Origin of the sequence: Methylorubrum suomiense (assembly GCF_022179765.1) — a bacterium.
Classification (GTDB): Bacteria; Pseudomonadota; Alphaproteobacteria; order Rhizobiales; family Beijerinckiaceae; genus Methylobacterium; species Methylobacterium suomiense.
This window is the reverse complement of the sequence record NZ_BPRE01000012.1, coordinates 1-21,567: the sequence shown is the minus strand read 5'-3', so window position 1 is coordinate 21,567 and position 21,567 is coordinate 1. Positions and strand designations below refer to the sequence as shown.

At 69.3% G+C, this 21,567-nt stretch carries 21 protein-coding genes and 1 pseudogene; 14 read left to right on the top strand and 8 right to left on the bottom strand.

Going from position 1 to position 21,567, the window contains the following annotated elements; translation table 11 throughout:
- Positions 1-4 precede the first annotated feature (4 nt).
- From MFF26_RS18025 to croR, 3 genes are all read right to left on the bottom strand, one after another.
- Complete coding sequence (locus MFF26_RS18025; RefSeq protein ID WP_137829219.1) at positions 5-1,498, bottom strand: helicase HerA domain-containing protein; 1,494 nt, start codon at positions 1,496-1,498, stop codon at positions 5-7.
- Positions 1,499-1,586: 88 nt separating this feature from the next.
- On the bottom strand, positions 1,587-2,351 hold the full coding sequence (locus tag MFF26_RS18020) for a TrmH family RNA methyltransferase (protein ID WP_373324497.1): 765 nt from the start codon (positions 2,349-2,351) through the stop codon (positions 1,587-1,589).
- A gap of 64 nt (positions 2,352-2,415) precedes the next feature.
- Entirely contained in the window at positions 2,416-2,892 is a 477-nt protein-coding gene (croR, locus tag MFF26_RS18015; RefSeq protein WP_137829221.1) for a 3-hydroxybutyryl-CoA dehydratase, read from the bottom strand.
- Positions 2,893-3,096: 204 nt separating this feature from the next.
- Between croR and MFF26_RS18010 the strand changes: the two genes are divergently transcribed.
- The 7 genes from MFF26_RS18010 to MFF26_RS17980 all read left to right on the top strand — a co-directional run bounded on the left by MFF26_RS18010 (position 3,097) and on the right by MFF26_RS17980 (position 7,708).
- Positions 3,097-3,702, top strand: coding sequence for a cation efflux transmembrane domain-containing protein (locus MFF26_RS18010; protein WP_137829222.1), 606 nt, complete (start codon positions 3,097-3,099; stop codon positions 3,700-3,702).
- 22 nt (positions 3,703-3,724) lie between these two features.
- Positions 3,725-4,570, top strand: coding sequence for a metallophosphoesterase (locus tag MFF26_RS18005; RefSeq protein WP_238308274.1), 846 nt, complete (start codon positions 3,725-3,727; stop codon positions 4,568-4,570).
- A gap of 80 nt (positions 4,571-4,650) precedes the next feature.
- The gene (locus MFF26_RS18000) at positions 4,651-4,872 is read left to right on the top strand and encodes a hypothetical protein (RefSeq protein ID WP_137829224.1); all 222 of its coding nucleotides are present in this window, start codon (positions 4,651-4,653) and stop codon (positions 4,870-4,872) included.
- A gap of 253 nt (positions 4,873-5,125) precedes the next feature.
- Complete coding sequence (locus MFF26_RS17995) at positions 5,126-6,316, top strand: alpha/beta hydrolase (RefSeq protein ID WP_373324495.1); 1,191 nt, start codon at positions 5,126-5,128, stop codon at positions 6,314-6,316.
- Between the two features lie 36 nt (positions 6,317-6,352).
- Positions 6,353-6,964, top strand: a complete 612-nt coding sequence (locus MFF26_RS17990; RefSeq protein ID WP_137829225.1) for a glutathione S-transferase — start codon at positions 6,353-6,355, stop codon at positions 6,962-6,964.
- Between the two features lie 139 nt (positions 6,965-7,103).
- The gene (locus MFF26_RS17985; protein WP_137829226.1) at positions 7,104-7,313 is read left to right on the top strand and encodes a hypothetical protein; all 210 of its coding nucleotides are present in this window, start codon (positions 7,104-7,106) and stop codon (positions 7,311-7,313) included.
- A 155-nt stretch (positions 7,314-7,468) separates the two neighbouring features.
- A complete protein-coding gene (locus tag MFF26_RS17980) occupies positions 7,469-7,708 on the top strand; it encodes a hypothetical protein (protein WP_137829227.1) in 240 nt (79 codons plus the stop codon).
- 87 nt (positions 7,709-7,795) lie between these two features.
- On the opposite strand, the gene MFF26_RS17975 is transcribed toward MFF26_RS17980, so the two are convergent.
- Both MFF26_RS17975 and MFF26_RS17970 read right to left on the bottom strand, forming a co-directional pair.
- A complete protein-coding gene (locus MFF26_RS17975) occupies positions 7,796-8,050 on the bottom strand; it encodes a DUF6894 family protein (protein WP_137829228.1) in 255 nt (84 codons plus the stop codon).
- A 219-nt stretch (positions 8,051-8,269) separates the two neighbouring features.
- Positions 8,270-9,448: an amidinotransferase gene (locus MFF26_RS17970; RefSeq protein WP_137829229.1), complete on the bottom strand. Its 1,179-nt coding sequence runs from the start codon at positions 9,446-9,448 to the stop codon at positions 8,270-8,272.
- Between the two features lie 221 nt (positions 9,449-9,669).
- On the opposite strand from MFF26_RS17970, the gene MFF26_RS17965 reads away from it, so the two are divergent.
- The 6 genes from MFF26_RS17965 to MFF26_RS17940 all read left to right on the top strand — a co-directional run bounded on the left by MFF26_RS17965 (position 9,670) and on the right by MFF26_RS17940 (position 16,259).
- Positions 9,670-10,824, top strand: coding sequence for an HpnL family protein (locus MFF26_RS17965; protein WP_137829230.1), 1,155 nt, complete (start codon positions 9,670-9,672; stop codon positions 10,822-10,824).
- Positions 10,815-11,429, top strand: coding sequence for an MlaC/ttg2D family ABC transporter substrate-binding protein (locus tag MFF26_RS17960; protein ID WP_137829231.1), 615 nt, complete (start codon positions 10,815-10,817; stop codon positions 11,427-11,429). Before MFF26_RS17965 ends, MFF26_RS17960 begins: the two co-directional genes overlap by 10 nt.
- Before the next feature lie 85 nt (positions 11,430-11,514).
- Positions 11,515-12,711, top strand: a complete 1,197-nt coding sequence (hpnI, locus tag MFF26_RS17955) for a bacteriohopanetetrol glucosamine biosynthesis glycosyltransferase HpnI (RefSeq protein WP_137829232.1) — start codon at positions 11,515-11,517, stop codon at positions 12,709-12,711.
- A 60-nt stretch (positions 12,712-12,771) separates the two neighbouring features.
- Positions 12,772-14,196, top strand: a complete 1,425-nt coding sequence (gene hpnJ / locus MFF26_RS17950) for a hopanoid biosynthesis associated radical SAM protein HpnJ (RefSeq protein ID WP_137829233.1) — start codon at positions 12,772-12,774, stop codon at positions 14,194-14,196.
- 127 nt (positions 14,197-14,323) lie between these two features.
- Positions 14,324-15,166 (top strand): hopanoid biosynthesis-associated protein HpnK, encoded by an 843-nt coding sequence (gene hpnK, locus MFF26_RS17945; protein WP_137829234.1) that lies wholly within the window; start codon positions 14,324-14,326, stop codon positions 15,164-15,166.
- Positions 15,167-15,374: 208 nt separating this feature from the next.
- Complete coding sequence (locus tag MFF26_RS17940) at positions 15,375-16,259, top strand: YfdX family protein (RefSeq protein WP_171015458.1); 885 nt, start codon at positions 15,375-15,377, stop codon at positions 16,257-16,259.
- Positions 16,260-16,355: 96 nt separating this feature from the next.
- On the opposite strand, the gene MFF26_RS17935 is transcribed toward MFF26_RS17940, so the two are convergent.
- Positions 16,356-19,004: an MMPL family transporter gene (locus MFF26_RS17935; protein WP_137829236.1), complete on the bottom strand. Its 2,649-nt coding sequence runs from the start codon at positions 19,002-19,004 to the stop codon at positions 16,356-16,358.
- Positions 19,005-19,584: 580 nt separating this feature from the next.
- Between MFF26_RS17935 and hpnH the strand changes: the two genes are divergently transcribed.
- A complete protein-coding gene (hpnH, locus tag MFF26_RS17930; RefSeq protein ID WP_137829237.1) occupies positions 19,585-20,751 on the top strand; it encodes an adenosyl-hopene transferase HpnH in 1,167 nt (388 codons plus the stop codon).
- Here hpnH and MFF26_RS17925 read toward each other — a convergent pair.
- Both MFF26_RS17925 and MFF26_RS17920 read right to left on the bottom strand, forming a co-directional pair.
- Positions 20,701-21,405 carry a phosphorylase family protein gene (locus MFF26_RS17925; RefSeq protein WP_308447743.1) on the bottom strand — a complete coding sequence of 235 codons (705 nt, stop codon included), beginning with the start codon at positions 21,403-21,405 and terminating at the stop codon, positions 20,701-20,703. The two genes, hpnH and MFF26_RS17925, sit on opposite strands and share 51 nt — an antisense overlap.
- Positions 21,406-21,410: 5 nt before the next feature.
- Positions 21,411-21,567, bottom strand: a pseudogene (locus tag MFF26_RS17920) (polysaccharide biosynthesis/export family protein); the annotation flags it as partial.

Genomic DNA, 21,567 nt, shown 5'->3' with positions numbered 1-21,567 from the left:
GTCCTTAACGTCGCCGGAGCGGCACCACCGCGGCGGCGCCGATCTGTGGCCCGGTCTCGGCGTCGAGATCGGGCACGGCGATGATCGGCGCCCCGCGCAGGTCGCGGCGCAGCACGATGGCGCCCCGCTCCTCGAGATAGGCGAGCATCCGCCGGGCACGGCCCGCCGAGGAGGTGCCGTAGGCCTGGGCCAGCGACGCGTCGGAGGGGCAGGGGGCCCCCTCGATGGCGGTTCGCGCGATGAGCAGGAACAGGCCGGCAAGGTCATCGGGAAGCGTCGCCGCGATCGCCTGCGCCCGCTCCCATTCCGGCCCCTCGGCGGTGGCACCGCCGACGCCGGCCCGCGCCACCGCGAGCCGCCGCTTGAACTCGGACAGGCTCATCGCCTCGCCGCCGATCCGGCGGATGCGGCAGCGAACCGTGAAATCTTGATAGAGCGTCGCTGGCGTGCAGGCGGCGGCATCGGAATCGGCCAGGACCGAGGCGAGGATCTCGGCCATCGCCGCCTCGCGCTCCGCCGGATCGAGGGGCTCGGGCTCGGAGAAATCCTCGCGCACCGGCGGACGATAGCTCGCGAGCTGGACCAGCACGTCGGGGCTCGCCGGTCGGGCGGGCTTGGGCCGCGGCGCGGGCAGGGGCCTGTCCTCCTCGCCGGGGGCGGCGGTGAGGATCAGGGCGCGGGCCGCCTCGCCCATCTCGGGCAGCGGCAGCAGGGCAGGGGCCGCGTTGCGGCTCTCGGTCTCGGTCGCACCCACCGCGATCGGCAGCGGCCGCTTGGAGAGGGCGGGGCCGAGGCCGACGAAGTGGCCGCGGGGGAGGTCGCGGAACATCTCGGCCTGGCGGCGGTCGAGGCCCAGAAGGTCGGCGGCGCGGGCCATGTCGATATCGAGGAAGGTGCGGCCCATCAGGAAGTTCGAGGCTTCCGCCGCGACATTCTTGGCGAGCTTGGCCAGACGCTGCGTGGCGATGATGCCGGCCAGTCCGCGCTTGCGGCCGCGGCACATCAGGTTGGTCATGGCGCCGAGCGAGAGGCGGCGGGCCTCGTCCGAAACATCGCCCGCGGCGGCCGGGGCGAAGAGCTGCGCCTCGTCCACGACGACGAGCATCGGGTACCAGAGCGAGCGGTCGGCATCGAACAGCCCGCCGAGGAAGGCCGCGGCCGCGCGCATCTGGTCCTCGGCGTCGAGACCTTCGAGCGACAGCACCACCGAGACGCGGTGCTCGCGCACGCGGGCGGCGATGCGCAGCAGCTCGCTCTCGTTGCCGTCGGCCTCGACCACGACATGGCCGTAGCGCTCGGCGAGGGTGACGAAATCGCCTTCCGGATCGATGATCGCCTGCTGCACGAGGCCGGCGCTCTGCTCCAGGAGGCGGCGCAGCAGGTGCGATTTGCCGGAGCCGGAATTGCCCTGGACGAGGAGGCGGGTCGCCAGCAGCTCGGTGAGGTCCATCATGGCCGGCCGCTCGCCGGCCCGCCCCAGGTCGATCTCGTAACCCATCCCATTCCCCGCTGGCGGCGTCCTGCTCCCTTAACACGCCGACCGAACGATCGGTCGCCGGAAGAGCGCCGCCGTCCACAGGCGGGCGTCAGGTCCGGGCCAGCCGGTCCCCCGCCAGCCGATGCAGGGCGATCGCCCCGGCGGTCGCCACGTTGAGCGAGTCGAAACCCGGCGCCATGGCGATGCGGACGCGGCGCGCCCGTTCCATCACGACCTCCGGCAGGCCGGGCCCCTCGGTGCCCAGCAGCAGCAGCGCGCGGGCAGGGGGCTGCAGCGTCTCCAGCGCCTCGCCGCCGCCGGGGGTGAGGGCGAAGGGCGTCAGTGCGTGGCGCTCGGCGAGGTCGAGCAGGGCCGCGCCGCTCCCGGTGCGGGCGAAGGGCACCGTCAGTGCAGCGCCCGCCGAGACCCGGATCGCCTTGCGGTAGAGCGGGTCGCAGCAGGCGGAATCGAGCAGCACCGCGTCGGCGCCGAAGGCGGCGGCGTTGCGGAACAGGCCTCCGACATTGTCGTGGTTGGTCAGGCCGACCAGGCCGAGGATCAGCGCCGGGGCCGGCGCGGGCGGGATCAGCGCATCGGGCTCGGGGTCCCCGCCGCGCAGCCCCACCGCCAGCACGCCGCGGTGGATCGGAAAGCCCGTCACGGCGGACATCACGTCCTTCCCGGCGAGGTAGACCGGCAGGGCGTCGTCTCGGTCGATCCCCCGGAGGAAGGGCTCCAGCCCCGGCCAGCGCTCCGGCGCCAGCAGCACCGATTCCGCGCGGAAGCGCGCGCCCCGCGAGAACAGCAGGCGCAGGGTCACCTCGCCCTCGACGATGAAGCGGCCCTGCCGCCCGACGAGGTCGCGCTCGCGCATCGCCCGGTAGGGCGCGAGGCGCGGGTCGTCCGCGTCGTCGAGGAGGAGCGGCCCAGCCAAGTCCTCAGGCCGGCCGGCCGCCGCCCATGCGCATGGCGAGCGGATCCGCTTCCTCCTTCTTCGGCACCTTCACCAGGGCCTCGCCGTCGAGCACCACCTCGGCGCCGACGGAGCAGGTGCATTTCAGGCGGGCGCGGCGGCGCTCGGGGATCAGCTCCGCGACTTCGACCTTCACCTCGACGGTGTCGCCGATGCGCACCGGCGCGCGGAAGTTCAGCGTCTGCGAGATGTAGACCGCGCCGGGGCCCGGCAGGCGGGTGCCCAGCACCGCCGAAATCAGGCCGGCCGTGTAGAGGCCGTGGGCGATGCGGGTGCCGAAGGGCGTGCGGGCCGCGAAATGCTCCGAGAGGTGGATCGGATTCCGGTCGCCGGTGATCTCGGCGAAGCCCACCACGTCGGACGAGGAGATCTCCTTCAGCAGGATCTCGGTCAGCCCGACTTCGAGATCCTCGAAATAGAGCACGCGCAGTTCGGGCAACATCTGGAGCCTCCCCAAGGTCCGGCCACGATCCGGAGCGCCGCGCGACGGACGGCGCGGCAAAGCTTTCGCCTTGCACAGGCGCGCACGCAAATCCAGATGCCCGTTGGGCGGAGGCGCCGCTCCGGAACCCTGGGGTGCCCCTCGACAGCGCGCGAGCCGCGGGGCAATCAGCGCCGTCGCCGCCGACCAGGGAAACGCCGCCCGGTGCCTCGTCCGCTTCCCACCCCGTCCCTTCGCCCGGTCGTCGCCCGCGTGGCGGCGCTGAATCTCGGCTATTTCGGGGTCGAAATCACGGTGGCGCTCGCCATCGGCTCGGTGGCGCTCATCGCCGACAGCCTCGACTTCATGGAAGACGCGGCGATCAACCTGCTGATCTTCGCCGGGCTCGGCTGGAGCCTGCGCAACCGGGCGCGGCTGGGCACGGGGCTGGCCTTCATCATCCTCGTGCCGGGCCTCGCTACCGCCTGGGCGGCCTACGAGAAGTTTTCCGACTTCGTCGCCCCCGCTCCGGTTCCCCTGACGGTCACGGGGCTCGGCGCACTTCTCGTCAATCTCACCTGCGCCCTGATGCTCGCCCGCCACCGCGATGGCCACGGCAGCCTGACGCGGGCCGCCTATCTCTCGGCCCGCAACGACGTCGCCGCCAACGTGGCGATCATCCTTGCGGGCCTCCTCACCGCCGCGACCCTCTCGCCCTGGCCCGATCTCGTCGCAGCCCTCGGCATCGCCGTGATCAATGCCGATTCCGCCTTCGACATCCTCAAGGCCGCCCGCCGCGAGCGTCAGGCGGCGGCCGAGATCCGCGCCTGACATCCTCGACGGACTTTTCGCGTTGCGCCTCTTCCCCCTCTCCGACCTGCATCTCGAACGCCGCCGGCCCGAGGCGATCCCGCGCCCGGAAGGGTCCTTCGACATACTGGTCTGCGCCGGGGACCTGCACGAGGGCCATCCCGAAAAGGGGGTGGATGTTCTCCTGTCGCTGGCCGACGGGCGGCCCATCGTGCTGGTGCCGGGCAATCACGAGCATTACGCGCCGACGGGCGACGGGCGCACGGCACCGGAACTGCTCGCGGCGCTCGAACGGGCGGTCGCCCGGCGCAACGGGGAGGGCGCGCGCATCCACCTGCTCCAAGGCGGACAGGCGGTCGTGATCGACGGCGTGCGCTTCGTCGGCACCACGCTCTGGAGCGACTGGTCCCTTGCCGGCCGCTGGCTCACCGCCGACACGCCCGACCGACCCGCCGACCCGGTCGCCTACGCGGCGGCGCGGATGACCGATCCGGTCACCGGCTCGCGGGAATATCGCGGCTCGATCCGCCGGGCCGACCGGTCGGCATGGTCGCCCGAGGACGCCATGGCGGCGCATGCGAGCGAGAAGGCCGCCTTCCTCGCGGCGCTCGCACAGCCCCATGCGGGTCCGACCGTGGCGGTGACGCATCATCCCCCGAGCCCGCTCGCCGCCGACGCCTTTCGCGATGCGCCCGGCGTGCCGTGGTGGGTGCCGGCCTTCTACGCCACCACCGTGCTCGACGATCTCACGGACGCGGAGCGACCCGACCTCTGGTTCTCCGGCCATTTCCACGCCGGGCACGACATGCGGATCGGGCGCACACGCTGGATCGCCAATCCGGTCGAGGGAACAACATTTCGGAACGACCTCTTCGCCGAGGTCGGCTGAAACCCGGATGCGCCTCCGCGCGTAGAACTGTCCGACCCGCCGAAGACGGGTTTCAACGACAAGAACCCGGAGGTCGTCCCGTGAGCGTCTTCATCGCCGTCGTCCTCGTCTGCGCCAATTCCGTGCCGCAGGAGGCCTGCACCGACGACCGGGCGAGCGAGGTGCGCAAGGTGCGGGTGGCGAACGAACTCGGCTGCACCAGCGGCTGGCAGGAGATCATCGCCCGCACGGATCTGCGCGACGAGGTCGGCAAGACGAGCTACCTCAAGACCGAATGCCGCCGGGTGAAGGAGGTGCCGTAGCGGTTACGGGGCGCGCGTCGCCTCCTCCCACCCGCTCCCCTCATCCTGAGGCGCCCGCGTGAGCGGGCCTCGAAGGAGGGGTCCCGTATCCCTCGCGCGATCCCTTGAGCCCAGCTCCCAGACCCCGCGACGCTCCGCACCTCAGGATGAGGAGGTTCGGTAGCGGGTCTATCGGTCGCCTCTCTCTCAGAATCTGCTATTCAGGCGGTCACGGCCCCGCGGGGCCGATCCGATCGTGCCGTTCGAGAGAGAGATGCGCCCGAAACCCGGTCCCGGCCTTGCCGCCATGCCCCTCGTCCTGGGCATGCTGGCCGCCCTCGCTGCCGCGGAGCCGGTGCGCGCCGCCACACCGCCGGGGCAGCCCGCCGAAGGTCCGGGCGGCGTCGGCGACAAGGCCGCGACCATCGTCAAGCGCGCGGTCGGACGGGCGAGCGCACCGACCTACCTGTTTCACAAGGCCGGTCCGGCTCCCTCGGGCGGACGACCGGTGGCGGTGTTCCTTCATGCCTGGGGCGCGCCCAATCCGCAGGCCTACGGCGCCTGGATCGACCACCTCGTCCGCAACGATTGGCTGGTGTTGTTTCCCCGCTTCCAGGAAGTGAACCGCACCAAACCCTCCGACGCTCCGGCCATCGCCGCGCGCCTGATCAAATCGGCGCTCGCCGAGCTCGCGGCCGATGCCGACGCCAAGCCCGATACCGGCCGCATCGCCCTGATCGGGCATTTGGCCGGCGCACCACTCGCCGTCCACATCGCCGCGGACGCCACCGGCACCGGCCTTCCCGCGCCGAAACTGGTCTTCGCGGTGATGCCGGGCGGCATCGCCCAGGACGCCAAGTCTCGCGGCATCCCGCTCGGCGAGCTCGGGACGATCGATGCCGGGACGCTCCTCGTCACCATGATCGGCGACAAGGATGCCCGCGCCGCCGACGCCGCTGCGCGCAAGATCCTGCGCGACGCGAGTTCGGTGCCGCCGGAGCGCAAGCTGTTCGTCCGCGCCCTCTCCGACGATCACGGCTTCCCGGCGCTCACCGCCACGCTGACCTCTCCGGCGGGGCTCGACGCAGCCTACGATTCCGGGCCGATCAAGCTGCCGCCCGACCCGCCCGGCGAGAAGCCGCCGCCGTTCCGCTGGTCGGCCGACATGGCGCTCTCGGGCGAGCAGACGCAGTTGGTCGCCCAGATCAACAATGCCCGCACCGACAGCCTCGATTTCCTCGCCTATTGGCGCAGCTTCGACATGGCGGCGGCCGCGGCCTTCACCGGCAAGGACGCGGCGAGCCTCAAGGCCAACCCGGCCTTCAGCGACATGCAGCGCTGGAGCGATGGCTGGCCGGTGAAGCGCCTCGGCGTCGAAGTGCCGAAAGCGCACAGCCCGGCGAGCCCCGCCGCGGCCGGAAGCAATCCCGTCAACGCCGCCGGCAATGCCGCCGCGCGGCGCTGATACATCCCCCGTTCGCAAACGAGTTCCCGGTCGCCGATGAAGCTGTTCCACTCGCACGCCTCGCCCTTCGTCCGGAAGGTGATGGTCGTCGCCCATGAACTCGGGCTGGCCGAGCGCATCGCACTGCTGCCGAGCAAGGTGCATCCGGTCGAGCGCGACCGCACGGTGCTGGCGCAGCACCCGCTCGCCCAGGTGCCGACTCTGATCGACGCCGATGGTCAGGCGCTGGCCGACAGCCGGGTGATCTGCGAATATCTCGATGCGCTGGCCGGCGGCGGGATGTTTCCCCGGGAGGGTGCCGCGCGCTGGCGCGCCCTCAACGAGCAGTCGGCGGCCGACGGCATCCTCGATGCGGCCCTGCTGATCCGCTACGAGTTGACCGCCCGTCCGGAGGCCGAGCGCTCCGCCGCCTGGATCAAGGGACAGACCGCCAAGATCGAGACCACCCTGGCGTGGTTCGAGGAGCGGGCCGGAGATCTCGGCGAGCGCATTGATATCGGGACGGTCGCGCTCGCCTGCGCCCTCGGCTATCTCGACCTCCGCTTCTCCGACATCGCGTGGCGCGACGACGCGCCGGAATTGGCCGTCTGGTTCGCCCGGATCGGCGAGCGTCCCTCGATGGTGGCGACCCGCCCGCCGGCAGGCTGACCCAGCCCTCGACCATCCTGAGCCGCATCGGCCCCAAAACCGGAACTCACCTTTCGGGCCGATGCGCGCGTCAGGGCGGCCACGGCGAATCTGGTCCGCCCCTTGCTAAGCTTTGCCGGCTCCCGTCGGAGGCTTCGCCATGCCCGATTTCGTCGCCGCCCTCCTCGCTTCCGCCCTGTTCTGCCTCGCGCTGCTCGCCCTCAACGCCCTGACCCGCTTGGTCCTGCAAGCGCATCTGGCGCCCGACAGCCTCGCGGAGGGCGGGTTTCTGCAATATGGCGGCGCCCTGATGGTGGCCGGTGCCACCTATCGCCGGGCGATCCGGCACCGGCCTGTCACGGGCGAATAATGTGATCAGCGCCGAGGCCCCGGTGGCGTCTCACGCTCCGGGCGGTGGCAGCCTAGGTCCCGCCGCGTGAAATGTATGAAACCTTACATTTCGACGGCACGGGATACGGGCTCGGACGTTGGCTTATGACATTCACGAACCGGTGAGGTTCCGAAATGTCTCCTTCCACCATTCCCTTCAAAATCTCGGCCGCCTGCGGGGGCGAACCGCGCACGGCGACCCGCTGCAATCCGGCGAGCGCCATGTGCCTCGCCGACGACTGGGCGGAGGACGGATGCTCGGACATCCGCATCGAGGACCAGCACGGCGTCCCGCATTCCCCCGATTCGTTCCGCGCCAACTTGCCCCTGCGCAAGCGGGTCGAGCGGCTTCGGCTCGGGATCTGGATTCCCTGACGCAGTTCGCATGCGTCCCGCCATCCTGCGCCGAGGGTCCGCACCGGCGTCCCATGTGACGAAGGTGGGCGGCCGAACGCTCGATCCTTACCCCTTGAACGATCCGCCGACCGAGGCAGCATCCGTCACGACGAAATCGAGCCTGAACAGGATCAGCCCGCGCTCGTCCGTGACCTCCATGCGCCATTCCTCGCCGAGCGAGACGACATCCGCGTCGTTGTCGAGATATTGCCCAGAGATGCGAATCGCCTTGCGACGGGCTTCGCTCGTGTCGGCGAGCACCATCCCGTCCTTGTCGATGATCGAGTGGCCGTCATGGATGTGGAAGTAGTATCGCGGCATCGCGCGCCTCGCTTCCTTGCGTCGGGCGGGAGCACACGGGCTCTCACTCACAGGCGTGCCGGGCCGAAGTCCTGCGATTGTGCACTATCGTACAGAATATGACGACTACCGCCGTCACCTTTGATGGTTCGATTCGGCCATCAGGGGACCCGCACGAAAAAAGCGTGCCCCGTTTCCAGGGCACGCTTCGAGATTTGCACGGAAAGTCGCGTCCGGTGATCAGAAGTACGACTTCAGGACACCGCGGCGGCGCACGTCGAGCGTGGCGCAGTGGAACGAGCCGCCGAACGGGCCGTAGCTGAGGAACGGCGCCGGGATCGGGTCGAAGCCCCAATCTTTGAGAGCCTTGATCAGGGTCGGCTGGCTCTGGTCGACGACGATCTTCTTCTCGTCGATGGCGAGCACGTTGATCGAGGTCCAGGGCGAGCACATCGAGATCTTGCTCATGAAGCCCGTCACCGGGTCGGGGCGCGGCGCAATCAGCACGTCCCACTTCTTGAGCACCGCCGGGAGCTTCTCGACATCGATATAGTCGGGATTGACCAGCACCTTGCCCGGCGCCAGCGGCATGAACGACGAATCGATGTGCATCGGCTGCGGGCAGCGGCTCTCGATCTCGTGAATGCGGAAGCCGGGGCCGAGATGGCGGCGCAGCCACTCGATGCCCATCAGGTTGGTCACGTTGGAGCGGGTCACGAACAAGTCGCGGCCGCAGCGCACGAAATCGGCCGCGTCGAAGACCGGCTCGAACTCGTTGACCGTGAACTGCATCGGCTCGCCGGCCTTCAGGTTCGGCACCCGGTAGTCGTAGTTGTAGAGATCGTCGGTCAGCTGCGGGCGCGGGGCCGAAGTCCAGCGGGCGCCGGCGCGGAAATATTCCTTGAACAGCGAGCGGTAGGCGTCGCCCTCGAAGTAGCGCGAGCGCCAGCACATCGGGCTCTCGATGATCTCGTCGCCGATGACGAGGTAGGGGTCGCGCGGACAGGCGACGCAGAAGCCGCGGGAGGTCCAGCGCGGCGCCTTGAACTTCTTGGAGAAATCGACCGTGTCGGGGCGGCGGACCTTCACGCCCTCGCCCGCCAGGATCGAGATGAAGTTGTCCAGCTCCTGCTGGGCCAGCTTCTTCATGAACTTCGGGTATTTCCAGCCGGAGGCGAAGCGGTAGAACGGCTGGGCCGCCCGCGGCAGGTTGAAGATCACGGTCAGGTGGTGGGTCGGGATCGTGGCGCCGTCGAGCGAGCCGACGATGACCTCTTCCAGCGGGTCCCACTCGTTCCAGGCCATCACCGGGCTGCGCGGGGCGGGGGCGCCGCCGCCCGTTCCCTGGCCGTCAAAGCCCCGCGTCGACGGGTCGTCGATCAGGGCGGATTCCGCCGTGATCTGCGGCTCGCGATCCATTCTCGGCTCCATAGAAGCGGCGTCCGGCGACAATCGTCGCTCACGTCCACCGCGGGCGCCGCTTTGCTCCCCGGTGTGTCAATCGGGTGATAGACAGGGCAGGGTAAAGCTGCAACCTGCCGAGACACTTCCTGCTGCCGCCACGCTTTCAAAGTCCGGACGCGGTGGGATTTCGACAACACAAGCCCCTCGACGAAGATCGCGAAGGTCGAAAGAGGCTGATGAAGCGTCTCACCACATTGGCGTCGATCGTAGGACTGGTCACGGCGCTGGCGCTGTTCCTGTCCTCCGGCGTGACGGACGTCGCCGGCGCCCTCGTCGGCGCGGGCTGGGGCGCGCTCGCCGTCGTGGTCGCCCGCTTCGTCGCGGTCGCCTGGGCAGGCTTCGGCTGGCACGTCGTCTTCCCCCGCGGCGCCGGCCCGACCCTGCGCGACTGCATCTCGCTGCGCTTCGTGCGCGAGGGCATCAACACCCTGCTGCCCGTGGCGCAGGTCGGCGGCGACCTGATCGGCGCCCGCCTGCTGACGCGGCGCGGCACGCCCGGCGGCATGGCCGGCGCCAGCATGTTCGTCGACCTGATGACCCAGGCGCTGACCCAGCTCCTGTTCACGGTGGCGGGCCTCGCGCTCCTCGTCCACTTCACCGGTGACGGCCCGGTGGTGCGCACGGTAGCGGGCGGCGTCATCATCGCGATCCCGGCGCTCGCCGCCTTCTACGTGATCCAGCGCAGGAGCGGCCATCGCCTGATCGAGGCGGCGCTCTCGCGCTTCGCCGCCGCCCGCGAGTGGCGGGCGCTCGGCGCCATCGACGTGCTCTACGACAACCTGCGCCGCCTCTACGGCAACCGGGCGCGGGTGAGTGCCGCCATTCTGATCCATCTCGTCGGCTGGATCATCGGGACGCTCGAGGTCTGGATCGCGCTCAACGCCATGGGTCACCCCGTGACCTTCGTCGAGGCGCTGGTGATCGAGAGCCTCGCCCAGGCCGTCCGCGGCGCCGCCTTCGTGGTGCCCGGCGCCATCGGCGCGCAGGAGGGCGGCCTGATCGCGCTCTGCGCCCTGTTCGGCATCCCGGCGGAGGCCGCGCTCGCGCTCTCCCTGGTCAAGCGCGTCGCCGACCTCGCCGTCGGCCTGCCCAGCCTCGCCCTGTGGCATGGGATGGAGCGCGGCACGCCCGCCGCCACGGACACCGTCGCCGCCGGTCTCGGCGCGATCCGGGCCCGGCTTGGCCGGCGGACGGACCAATCCGTGCCGGCGGCCGCACCGATTTCGGCTCCCCTTGCTGCGCCGCTGGCGACCGCCTACGGCTTTCCCGGTGGCCGCGCGGCCGCCCTTGCCCCCGACAACGAGCCTGGAGCGTTCCAGAAGTGCGCCTGAACCGCCGCACCCTCCTCGCCGCCGCCGCGGTGCTCGCCCTCGCCGGATCTCCGCGCGACGTGCGGGCCGCCGAGGATCCGGCCGTGGCGCCGATCACCAAGCTCTACGCCAAGTTCGAGGATGCGCTGAAGAACGGCGCGGGCGACCTGAAGACCCGGCTCGCCGCCGTCGGCGACACCCTGGCGGCCACCTTCGACACGCCCGCCATGGTGGCCACCGCCGTCGGCCCGAAATGGAAGACCTTCAAGCCGGAGCAGCAGGCCGCCCTCACGGAGGCGTTCGGCCAGTACTTCGTCACGCTCTACGCCAACCGCCTGTCCCAGGCCGCGGGCGGCAAGTTCGAGATCAAGCCGCAGAGCGAGGTCAAGGGTCCCAACCGCGTGGTCTCGACCCGCGTCTCCAACAAGGACGGCGACGATTCGGACGTCGACTACGTCGTCAACGCGGAGAACCGCGTGCAGGACGTGCTGCTCAACGGCAATGTCAGCGAAGTCGCCTCCCTGCGGGCGGGCTTCGCCGAGCCGCTCAAGACCGGCGGGGCCGACGGCCTGCTGAAGTTCATGCGCGAGCGCACGGACGGCATGCTGGCCAAGGGCTCCAAATAGGCACTGGCCGAGAATCGAGCCTCGCGGCTCACGACACAATTCCGCTCCGGCGGCCCATAACGAACGACAAGAGCGACGGCGCGCCATGGACCTGACCGAGATGACGGCCTGGATCTCGTCGCTCTTCCTCGTGCCGGCGCTCGCCGGCTGCCTCTATGCCCTGCTGGCCGCCATCCTCGCCGGCCGCTTCGCCGCCCGCACGCCGCCCCGGCTCGCGCCCGACGCGCGCCGCCCCGGCGTGAGCATCCTCAAGCCGCTCTGCGGCATCGAGCCGGACCTGTACGAGAATCTCGAGACCTTCTGCCGCCAGACCTATGCCGGGCCGATCCAGGTGGTGTTCGGCGTCCAGAACGCGGCCGATCCGGCCATCGCCGTGGTCGAGCGCTTGGCGGCCGCCTATCCCGGCTTGCGCCTCGACCTCGTGATCGATGCGAGCCAGCACGGCTCGAACCGCAAGGTCTCCAACCTCATCAACATGTCGGGCCTCATCGCCCACGAGACGGTGGTGCTCGCCGACAGCGACATGTCGGTGCGGCCCGACTACCTGGAGCGGATCGTCGCCGAGCTGTCCCGCCCGGGCGTGACCGGCGTGACCTGCCTCTATCACGGTGAGCCGGCGGAGCGGGGCCTGTGCGCCCAGCTCTCGGCTTTGGCCATCGACGTGCAGTTCATGCCCAACGTCCTGGTCGGCACCAGCCTCGGCCTCGCCAAGCCCTGCTTCGGCTCCACCATCGCGATGACTCGCGAATCGCTGGAGCGGATCGGCGGTTTCCGCGCCTTCAAGGACGATCTCGCCGACGATTACATGATCGGCGAGGCCCTGCGCCGGGATGGCGGGATCGTCGCGATCCCGGCCTTCACCATCGGGCATGCCTGCGTGGACACCGAGCTGTCGGGCCTGTGGCGGCACGAGCTGCGGTGGAACCGCACCATCCGCAACGTCGATCCGGCGGGCTATGCCGGCTCCTTCGTCACCCATGCCTTCCCGCTGGCGCTCATCGCCGCCCTGTTGCCGGGCGCCGGGACGGCGGCGCTCGCGGTGGCCGCGCTCGCGCTCGCCTGTCGCATCCTGCTCTGCCTGCGCATCGAGCGGGCCTTCGGCCTGGCGCCCCACGCCTACTGGCTGTTGCCGATTCGCGACATGCTGACCTTCATCAACTTCACCTGGAGCTTCGTCTCGGGTGCGGTGACATGGAAAGGTCACGATTACCGTGTGGTTGCGGACGGTACGTTGATCCCGGAGCACGGCCTCGGCCACGAGACCGGCGCGACCTCGGTCTGAGCTTCGCTCCATTCGCCCCTTTACTGATTCAACCGCCCGAGCCTTGAGGCCTTGAACCCCATGCGCACGCTCTTCCTGCAGGCCCCCACCTTCGACGGCTTCGATGGCGGCGCGGGCTCCCGTTACCAGGCCAAGCGCGAGATCAAGTCGTTCTGGTACCCGACCTGGCTGGCCCAGCCGGCCGCCCTGGTGCCGAATTCGAAGCTGATCGACGCCCCGCCCCACAACATCAAGCTCGACGAAGTCGTGGCGCAGGCCAAGGATTTCGACCTCGTGGTGCTCCACACCTCGGTTCCGTCCTTCAAGTCGGACGTGAAGTGCATCGAGGCCCTGAAGGCCGCCAACCCGAAGCTCATCGCCGGCCTGATCGGCGCCAAGGTCGCGGTCGACGCCGCCGGCTCGATGGCGCAGGCGCCGGTGGTCGATTTCGTCGCCCGCAACGAGTTCGACTTCACCGTGAAGGAAGTCGCCGAAGGCGTGCCGATGGCCCAGATCAAGGGCCTGTCCTATCGTGATGCCAACGGTGTCGTGGTCCACAACGAGGACCGCGAGATCATGACGGACATGGACCAGCTGCCCTTCGTCACGAGCGTCTACAAGCGCGACCTCGAGATGGAGAAGTACTTCATCGGGTACCTCAAGCACCCGTACATCTCCTTCTATTCCGGTCGTGGCTGCAAGAGCCGCTGCACCTTCTGCCTCTGGCCGCAGACGGTCGGCGGCCATACCTACCGCACCCGCTCGGTCGCCCACGTGATCGAGGAGATCAAGTACTGCCTGAAGGAATTCCCGCAGACGAAGGAATTCTTCTTCGACGACGACACCTTCACGGACAACCTTCCGCGCGCCGAAGAGATCGCGCGCGAGCTCGGCAAGCTCGGCGTGACTTGGTCGTGCAACGCCAAGGCCAACGTGCCGCGCGAGACCCTGAAGGTCCTCAAGGAGAATGGTCTGCGCCTGCTTCTCGTCGGTTACGAGTCCGGCAACCAGAAGATCCTGAACAACATCAAGAAGGGCATGCGCGTCGAGGTGGCCGAGAAGTTCACCAAGGATTGCCACGATCTCGGCATCGCCATCCACGGCACCTTCATCGTCGGCCTGCCGGGCGAGACCAAGGAGACGATCCAGGAGACGATCGCCTTCGCCAAGCGCATCAACCCGCACACCATTCAGGTGTCGCTGGCCGCCCCCTATCCGGGCACCTTCCTGTACAAGCAGGCGGTCGAGAACGGCTGGCTCGACGTCGAGAACGCCGAGCTCGTCGACGAGAACGGCGTGCAGATCGCGCCGCTTCACTACCCGCACCTGTCGCACTCGGAGATCTTCTCGGCGGTCGAAGAGTTCTACAAGAAGTTCTACTTCCGCGCCCCGAAGATCGCCTCCATCGTCAGCGAGATGGTGCGCTCGCCCGACATGATGAAGCGCCGCCTGCGCGAGGGCGTCGAGTTCTGGCACTTCCTGCGCGACCGTAAGGCCGCCGCGTAACGCTTGCAGCGCGGCATTCGCGCGACGAAGACGGCCGGGCGCGAGCCCGGCCTTCTTCGTTTTCAGGGCTCCGCCCTGGACCCGCGAGAGGGCTTGCCCGCTCGACACCCATGACGGGGGATAGCGCTTGAAGCGATTGGTCGTGACCGCCGACGATTTCGGCCTGAGCCGCGAGGTCAACGAGGCCGTCGAGCAGGCCCATCGCGACGGCATCCTCACCGCCGCGAGCCTGATGGTCTCCGCCCCCGCCGCCGCCGACGCCGTCGAGCGGGCGCGCCGGATGCCGTCCCTGCGGGTCGGACTGCATCTCGTGCTCGTCGAGGCGTGGCCGACCCTGCCCGCAGCGGATTTGCCCGACCTCACCGATGCGAACGGCCTGATGCGCGCCGATATGGGTCGCCTCGGCTTCGATCTCGCCGCCAAGCCCGCCGCCCGCCGCCAGCTCGCCGCCGAGATCGCCGCGCAGTTCGAGGCCTATCGGGCGACGGGCCTGCCCCTCGACCACGTCAACGCGCACAAGCACTTCCACGTGCATCCGCTCATCGCGGGCGCGGTGCTGGCCATCGGCGCCCGCTACGGCATGAGGGCGCTGCGCGTGCCCCGCGAGCCCCGTGACCTGCTGCGTCGCGCCGAACCCGGCACCCGGCCGCGCCCCGCCCTCGATATCGCCCCCTGGTCGGCGCTGCTCGCCGTGCGCGCCCGCCAGGCCGGCCTCCTCATCCCCGACCGGACGCTCGGCCTGGCTTGGTCCGGGGCGATGACGCCGGAGCGCGTCGCGGGCCTCCTGTGTCATCTGCCGGAGGGATTGACCGAACTCTACACCCATCCCGCCACCGCGGGCGGCTTCCCCGGCGAAGCCCCGGGCTACGCCTACGCCGCCGAGCGCGACGCGCTGGTTGCCGTGGCGACACGGGATGCGCTGGCACGCTCCGGCGCGTCGAGCGGCGGCTTCTCCGACTTCTCGGCCTGAACCGGGCCCAGGACGGACGACATCATGGTATCGGGGCGATGACTGGTCGAAGTCGCGCCTCATCAATCCTGTCCGGTCGCTATCCGGATCATGTCCGAAATGTAACGCAACACAGTCCATCCTGAACTGTTCTTTCGTCAGAGCCGAGGCCGACGATCACGCAGTGGGACCGCCGAAGCCGGACAGGCTCTCATCAGGAGATCCGGTCATGACACGTCATTCCCTCCTCGCCGGCATTCTCGTCGCCACGACGGCCCTCGGCGGCGCGGCCTACGCCGCCGAGCACGCCGCCCCGCCCATGACGGCGCAAGCGCCCCTCACCGAATCTCCGGCTCAGAAGTCGGTCGACCGGGATGTCATCAAGCTCTCCGCCGATGGCGCGGCGGCCTACCGCGATATGGGCAGCGCACGCCTGGCCCTGTTCGAGGTCGAGCCGAGCCGGGCGAAGACGTTCATCGAACGGGCGCAGTCCGCCCTGGCCAAGGCCAAATCCGACGACGCCGTCTTCACCCGAGCCGAGGCCGCCCTGCACCAGCCCGCGAACGCCAAGGCGCGGACTGAGACGCGGGACACGACATCGGACAGCGCCGAGAAGGCCGTCGCGTGGCTGCCCGTCGACAGCCAGCTGACCCTCGGCGAGGATTTCGTGCCCACGCCGGAGAAGAACGCCGCCATCGCCGATGCCGATCACAGCCTCCGGAGCGGCGACCGGAAGGCCGCCACCGAGACCCTGCGGCTCGCGGGCATCAACGTGAACACCACCGTCGCGGTCCTGCCGCTCGCGAAGACGACGGAGGATGTCCAGCGCGCGGCCGGTCTGATCGATCAAGGCAAGTACTACGAGGCCAACGCCGTCCTGAAACAGGCCGAGGACCGGATGCGCTTCGATGTGGCCGATCTCGCGATGGTGCCGGACACGGCCGCGGCGAAGGCGCAGACGGCGACACCGTCGAAGCCCGAGGCGGGCCGCGTCGCTCCGACCAAGAACACCCAATCCCACCCGGCGGCGGCGGCGACGGAAGGGATGAAGTCCGATCCGGGCACAGCCGCTGCGCCGCAGCCCGTTCCGGCGCCGGCCAAGTCGGCCTCCTGATCTCTCACATCGCTCGGGGCGGCCGACACGACCCACGGCCCTGAACATCTCCCCGAGGCCGGCTGTCCGGCTTCGGGGCGACGCTGTTCGAGCGGCCTACTTCACCGCCGCGGCTTCGCGCGCCACGTGACCCGTCGCGGGCGCTGCATGGTCGCCTTCCGGGCGATTGGCATCGGGGCGCTTCGGCGGCGGCCCGAGGAAGGCCGGCACCACGAAGAACGCCGCGATCAGGGTGAAGAACAGCGACAGCGCGAGCAACTCGCCCATGCTCGCCGTACCCGGATGGCTCGACAGCATCAGGGAGCCGAAGGCCGTGCCCGTGGTGAGCGCGGAGAAGAAGATCGCCCGCGTCAGGCTGGAGGCCAGCATGTCGACCACGCCCGCCCGCCACGCGATCACGTAGTAGATGTGGAAGGCCACGCCCACCGCGAGCATCAGCGGCAGCGCGATGATGTTGGCGAAGTTGAGGGGCATGCCGATGATCTTGAGCGCCATCAAGGTCCACAGGGTCGCCAGCACCAGCGGCCCGAGGGTCATCGCCACGTCCCAGGGTTTGCGGAGCGCGACCGAGAGGATGATGAAGATCAGGACGAGGGCGGTGATGCCCGCCTGCACGAAGGCACCGAGGATCGTGTAGCTCGATTCGGTCGTGGCGATGGGCGCACCGGTGGCATGCGGGTCCACCGTCTGCACTTCCTTGGCGAAGCGGCGCAGCACCTCGTCGTTGTTCGAATCGCCCTTCGGATGCACCTCGATGCGGGCGCGTCCGTCGGCGGTCACCCATTCGGCCTTGAGCTGCTTGGGCAGGTTGTCGAGGGTGATCTTCTTCGGGTCGAGCAGGCCGCCGAGGCGGCTGATCAGCGTCTTGAGATCGGTGGTCAGCGCCACGCTCGCCGCCTCCCGCTTCTCGGCCGGAGCCGAGGCGAGGGTTTCCAGGGTGCCCGAGAGCTTGTCCGCCGCCTTGTTGCCCGGCTCGTTGCCGCCGGCGACGGTCTTCAGGGCCGCGGCGGTCTCGCGGATCGCCTTCACGTTGTCGGCGTCCGTCGGCGGCGGCGGCTTGCGTCCCGGATTGAGCGCGGGCGCCAGGAGCTGTGCCGTCTCCTGGATGGTGGCGAGCTTCTGGTCCTGATCGCGGGGCACGAAGGTGTCGATGGAGTGGACCCTGGCCACCGTGTCGAGCTTCAGCAGGCGGTCGGTCAGGGCCGGCACGGCGGCGACGTCCGGGGCCAGCACATCGATGGTGTTCGGGCTCGTCGCCGGGTCCTTGATCAGATCGAGATAGGTCGCGATCGACTCCACCTTCGGGCTGCGCAGGTGCATCGGGTTGGAATCGAAGGGCAGCTTCAGCAGGAGCGGGATGCCCGCGAGCGTCAGCAGCCCGACGCCGATCAGCACCCATTTGCGGTGCTCGATGATCCAGTGATCGACGCCGGCCATCCACGTCGTCTCGACCGCGCGCTTCTCGCCGCGCGGGTTGAACACCGCGATCAGCGCCGGCAGCAGCGTCAGCGAGAACAGGTAGGCGACGATCATGCCGACGCCGGCGATCAGGCCGAGCTCGGACACGCCGCGGAACTGGGTGGGCAGGAAGGCGAAGAAGCCGGCGAGCAGCGACACCGCCGCGAGGGTCAGCGACCAGCCGACCCCGCGGGAAGCGGCGCGGATCGCGCTCTCGACCTCGCCGGTCTCGTAGCGATCGGCCCGGTAGCGCACGGCGAACTGGATGCCGAAATCGATGCCCAACCCGACGAACAGGGCGGCGAAGGCCACCGAGATCGGATTCAGCTCGCCGACCATCGCGAGGCCGAGCGCGGCAGTGACGACGAGGCCGGCGAAGGTCGTGATCAGCACGGCCACCACCAGGGGGGCCGAGTGAAGGGCCAGCCCCAGGAACAGCACGATCGCGGCGGTCGTCAGCGAATAGTTGAGGAACGCGTCGTCGGCCAGCGTCGCGAACTCGTCGTCGGCCACCGCCACCGGGCCGGTCAGGCGAATGCGCAGGCCGTGGGCCGAATCGATGTTCTGCTCGGCGGCGATCCGACGGATCAGCTGGGTCGCCTCGCGGCCCGGCTCCAGGGCGTTGTAGTCGAGAACCGGCTGGATCATCACGAACTTACGGGTGTCCGTGACCTCGGTCTTGCCGCCGGCCAGCAGCGTCTGCCACGACATCCGGGCGCGCTCGCCGTTCAGGACCTTGCGCAGGGTGTCGTCGATCTGGGTCATCGGCTCCGCCAGATCCTCGATCTTGGCGTCGCCGCTCTTCACGCCCTTCACGCCGAGGCTCAGCACCCGCATCACGCCGCGCAGGGAGGGGTCGGCGGCGAGCGGCCCGAGCAGGCCCTGCTGCTGGACGAGGCGCTCGGTGGTCTGCTCCAGCTCCTGCTGCGACATCAGCAGCAGGCCGTTGCGGTCGAAGAACGGGCCGCCATCGGGGCGATAGACCGTCTCGATCTCCGAGCGGTGGGTCTTGAGGGCGTCGGCGAAGCGCGCGGCCGCCTCCTCGGCGATCTCGGGAGTCTGCCCGTCGATCACCGCAGCGACGAGGTTCGTGCGCTGCGGGAACGCCTTCTCGAAGGCGATCTCGTCCTTGCGCCAGGAGACGCTCGGATCGATCAGCCGCTCGACATCGGTGTTGATGCGGAACAGGTGGGCCGCGGCCGCCACGCCCACGATCGTGAGGATTGCCGCCGTGATCAGGACCAGCCAGCGACGCCTGACGGAAAACGCGACGAGACCTTCGATCACGTAGAACCCTGCCTGCCCTGACGATCCGGGCCGCGCCCCTCCCGTAACGGTGCGGGAAGCGTCCTGCGTTCCCGGCAGGCGGCGTTTCCGGATCGAGTTCGGTTCGCGAGCTCCGGACGAGCCCTCGGAATGGAATGACCGGGCGGACCCGGTGGACACGAACAGAATCCGATGGCGTGCCGCCGGACATCCGTGCCTTTGGGGCGCTTCGTACCGGCCCTGGTCCCGGAATGCAACGCGAGCGCAGAATCACGCCACGATGCGAGCCCGGCGCCCCATGCGGTGCGATACCGCACCGCACCCCGAGTCGGGGATGAAACAAGACCTCGAAACGGCCAAGCAGCCCAACATCCGCCGCAGAGCCGCGAAAACAGCAGGTCTTCCTCGTTCCGCAGACTGCACGCGGGCGTCCTCCCCCTCACGCACGGGGAGGATGGAGAAACCGGCTTGCCACAGTCAGGTTTTTTACGTTCCGCGTGGCGCCAAATCCGAACGGTTCCAGCCTAGATCACTGGAATTCCAGTTCTTCTTTCGCTAAGCAACCCGGCAAAGTCTGGGGCCAGAACAAAGGAGCCGCGCCTTGGGAATCCCCATCCGGTATGTCGCGAAAATCGGCGGCTACATCCTCAAGCAGCACCTCACCGGGCGGAAGCGCTACCCGCTCGTCATGATGATGGAGCCGCTGTTCCGCTGCAATCTCGCCTGTGCCGGTTGCGGGAAGATCGACTATCCCGACGAGATCCTCAACAAGCGCCTGCCCGTCGAAGACGCGCTCGAATCCGTGCGCGAATGCGGCGCGCCCGTGGTGGTGATCGCGGGCGGCGAGCCGCTTCTCCACAAGGATCTGCCGCAGATCGTCCAGGGCATCATCGCGCAGAAGAAGTTCGCGATCGTTTGCACCAACGCGCTGCTGCTCGAGAAGAAGATCAAGGACTACAAGCCGTCGCCCTACTTCACGTGGTCGATCCATCTCGACGGCGACAAGGAGATGCACGACCAGTCGGTCTGCCAGCGCGGCGTCTATGACAAGGCCGTGGCGGCGATCAAGAAGGCCAAGGAGATGGGCTTCCGGGTCACCATCAACTGCACCTTCTTCAACAACTCCTCCGCCGACAAGATCGCCGATTTCTTCGACTCGGTGACCCGCATGGGCATCGACGGCATCACCGTCTCGCCGGGCTACGCCTACGAGCGCGCGCCGGACCAGAAGCACTTCCTCAACCGCAAGGCGACGAAGGACCTGTTCCGCGGCGTGTTCCGCCACGGCAAGGAGAAGGGCCGCGAGAAGTGGACCTTCCAGCAATCGGGCCTGTTCCTCGACTTCCTGGCCGGGAACCAGAGCTACCATTGCACGCCCTGGGGCAACCCGACCCGCACCGTGTTCGGCTGGCAGAAGCCCTGCTACCTGCTGGGCGAGGGCTACGCGGCGACCTTCAAGGAGCTGATGGAAGAGACCGATTGGGACGCCTACGGCACCGGCAACTACGAGAAGTGCGCCGATTGCATGGTCCATTCGGGCTACGAGGCGTCCTCGGTGGTCGATTCTGTCCGCAAGCCCTGGAAGCCGCTGGTGCACGCGATCCGCGGCATCAAGACGGAAGGCGACATGGCGCCGGAAATCTCCCTCGAGAACCAGCGCCCGGCGGAATTCGTCTTCTCCCGCAACGTCGCCCAGAAGCTGTCCGAGATCAAAGCGTCAGGCGTCGACACCAAGCGCGAGACCCAGAAGCGCGCGAGCGCGGCCTAAGGACCGGAACGCCTCGCCCGAATCCCGGGCGAGGCGGACCAAGGCGCCGATCCCGGCCTCGCGCCGCACCAGGGCGCCGAGCACTGCCCCGATATCCGGATCGCCGTTCGGCTTGAGGGCCTTGGCCGCGAAGGCCGGCAGGGCCCGTTCCGCCGGATCGCACACCACGCGGAGCGCCGCGAAGGGCAGATCGTGGGCCGCCGCGTAGGCCGCCGCCACCTGGCTTTCCATATCGACCGCCGCCGCCCCGGTGCGGGCCCTCAGCACGGCCTTGGCCTCCGGCGTCATCACCGCCGCCTCGACACCGGCGAGATCGGCCACGACCACCCGTGATCCGAGGCCGGACAAGCGCGCCCGAAAGCCGGCGATGATGGGCTCGGAGGCGGGCAACCGCCGGGGCCCCGCCCCGGATTCCGTCCATATGCCGGCCGCCACGACGACATCGCCCGGCACCAGAGCCGGGTCGAGGCCGCCCGCGATACCGAAACTGACGATGGCCCGCACGCCGTCGACGGAACGTCCGTCGAGGAGCGCCCGCAGCCGGTCCGGCCGGCCGCCGGCCTGAAGCGCCTCGACGCCCGGTCCGGCGGCGATACGGGCCTCGCGCGCGAGGCCCGCCACCGCGAGCACGACAGCCTCGGCTCGGGGCGACACGGCGATTACCGCGTGACGGTGTAGATGGAGGCGGCGGATCCGACGGGGGATGCGATGGTGGAGACGACGCTGAGCACCTTGGCCACCTCGGAGAACGGCGCGCTCGACACGTAGAGCAGGTCGCGGTTGCGCAGCCGGAACGACTGGGTCAGGAACAGGCTC

What these genes read in the sequence shown, in the direction of transcription:
- MFF26_RS17990 (WP_137829225.1), top strand. Translation starts at nt 6,353, where the DNA reads ATGAAGCTGTTCCACTCGCACGCCTCGCCCTTCGTCCGGAAGGTGATG.
- MFF26_RS17995 (WP_373324495.1), top strand. Translation starts at nt 5,126, where the DNA reads ATGCGCCCGAAACCCGGTCCCGGCCTTGCCGCCATGCCCCTCGTCCTG.
- MFF26_RS17980 (WP_137829227.1), top strand. Translation starts at nt 7,469, where the DNA reads ATGTCTCCTTCCACCATTCCCTTCAAAATCTCGGCCGCCTGCGGGGGC.
- hpnJ (WP_137829233.1), top strand. Translation starts at nt 12,772, where the DNA reads ATGCGCACGCTCTTCCTGCAGGCCCCCACCTTCGACGGCTTCGATGGC.
- MFF26_RS18020 (WP_373324497.1), bottom strand. Translation starts at nt 2,351, where the DNA reads ATGCGCGAGCGCGACCTCGTCGGGCGGCAGGGCCGCTTCATCGTCGAG.
- MFF26_RS17985 (WP_137829226.1), top strand. Translation starts at nt 7,104, where the DNA reads ATGCCCGATTTCGTCGCCGCCCTCCTCGCTTCCGCCCTGTTCTGCCTC.
- MFF26_RS17975 (WP_137829228.1), bottom strand. Translation starts at nt 8,050, where the DNA reads ATGCCGCGATACTACTTCCACATCCATGACGGCCACTCGATCATCGAC.
- MFF26_RS17965 (WP_137829230.1), top strand. Translation starts at nt 9,670, where the DNA reads ATGAAGCGTCTCACCACATTGGCGTCGATCGTAGGACTGGTCACGGCG.
- MFF26_RS17940 (WP_171015458.1), top strand. Translation starts at nt 15,375, where the DNA reads ATGACACGTCATTCCCTCCTCGCCGGCATTCTCGTCGCCACGACGGCC.
- MFF26_RS17970 (WP_137829229.1), bottom strand. Translation starts at nt 9,448, where the DNA reads ATGGATCGCGAGCCGCAGATCACGGCGGAATCCGCCCTGATCGACGAC.
- hpnI (WP_137829232.1), top strand. Translation starts at nt 11,515, where the DNA reads ATGGACCTGACCGAGATGACGGCCTGGATCTCGTCGCTCTTCCTCGTG.
- croR (WP_137829221.1), bottom strand. Translation starts at nt 2,892, where the DNA reads ATGTTGCCCGAACTGCGCGTGCTCTATTTCGAGGATCTCGAAGTCGGG.
- MFF26_RS18025 (WP_137829219.1), bottom strand. Translation starts at nt 1,498, where the DNA reads ATGGGTTACGAGATCGACCTGGGGCGGGCCGGCGAGCGGCCGGCCATG.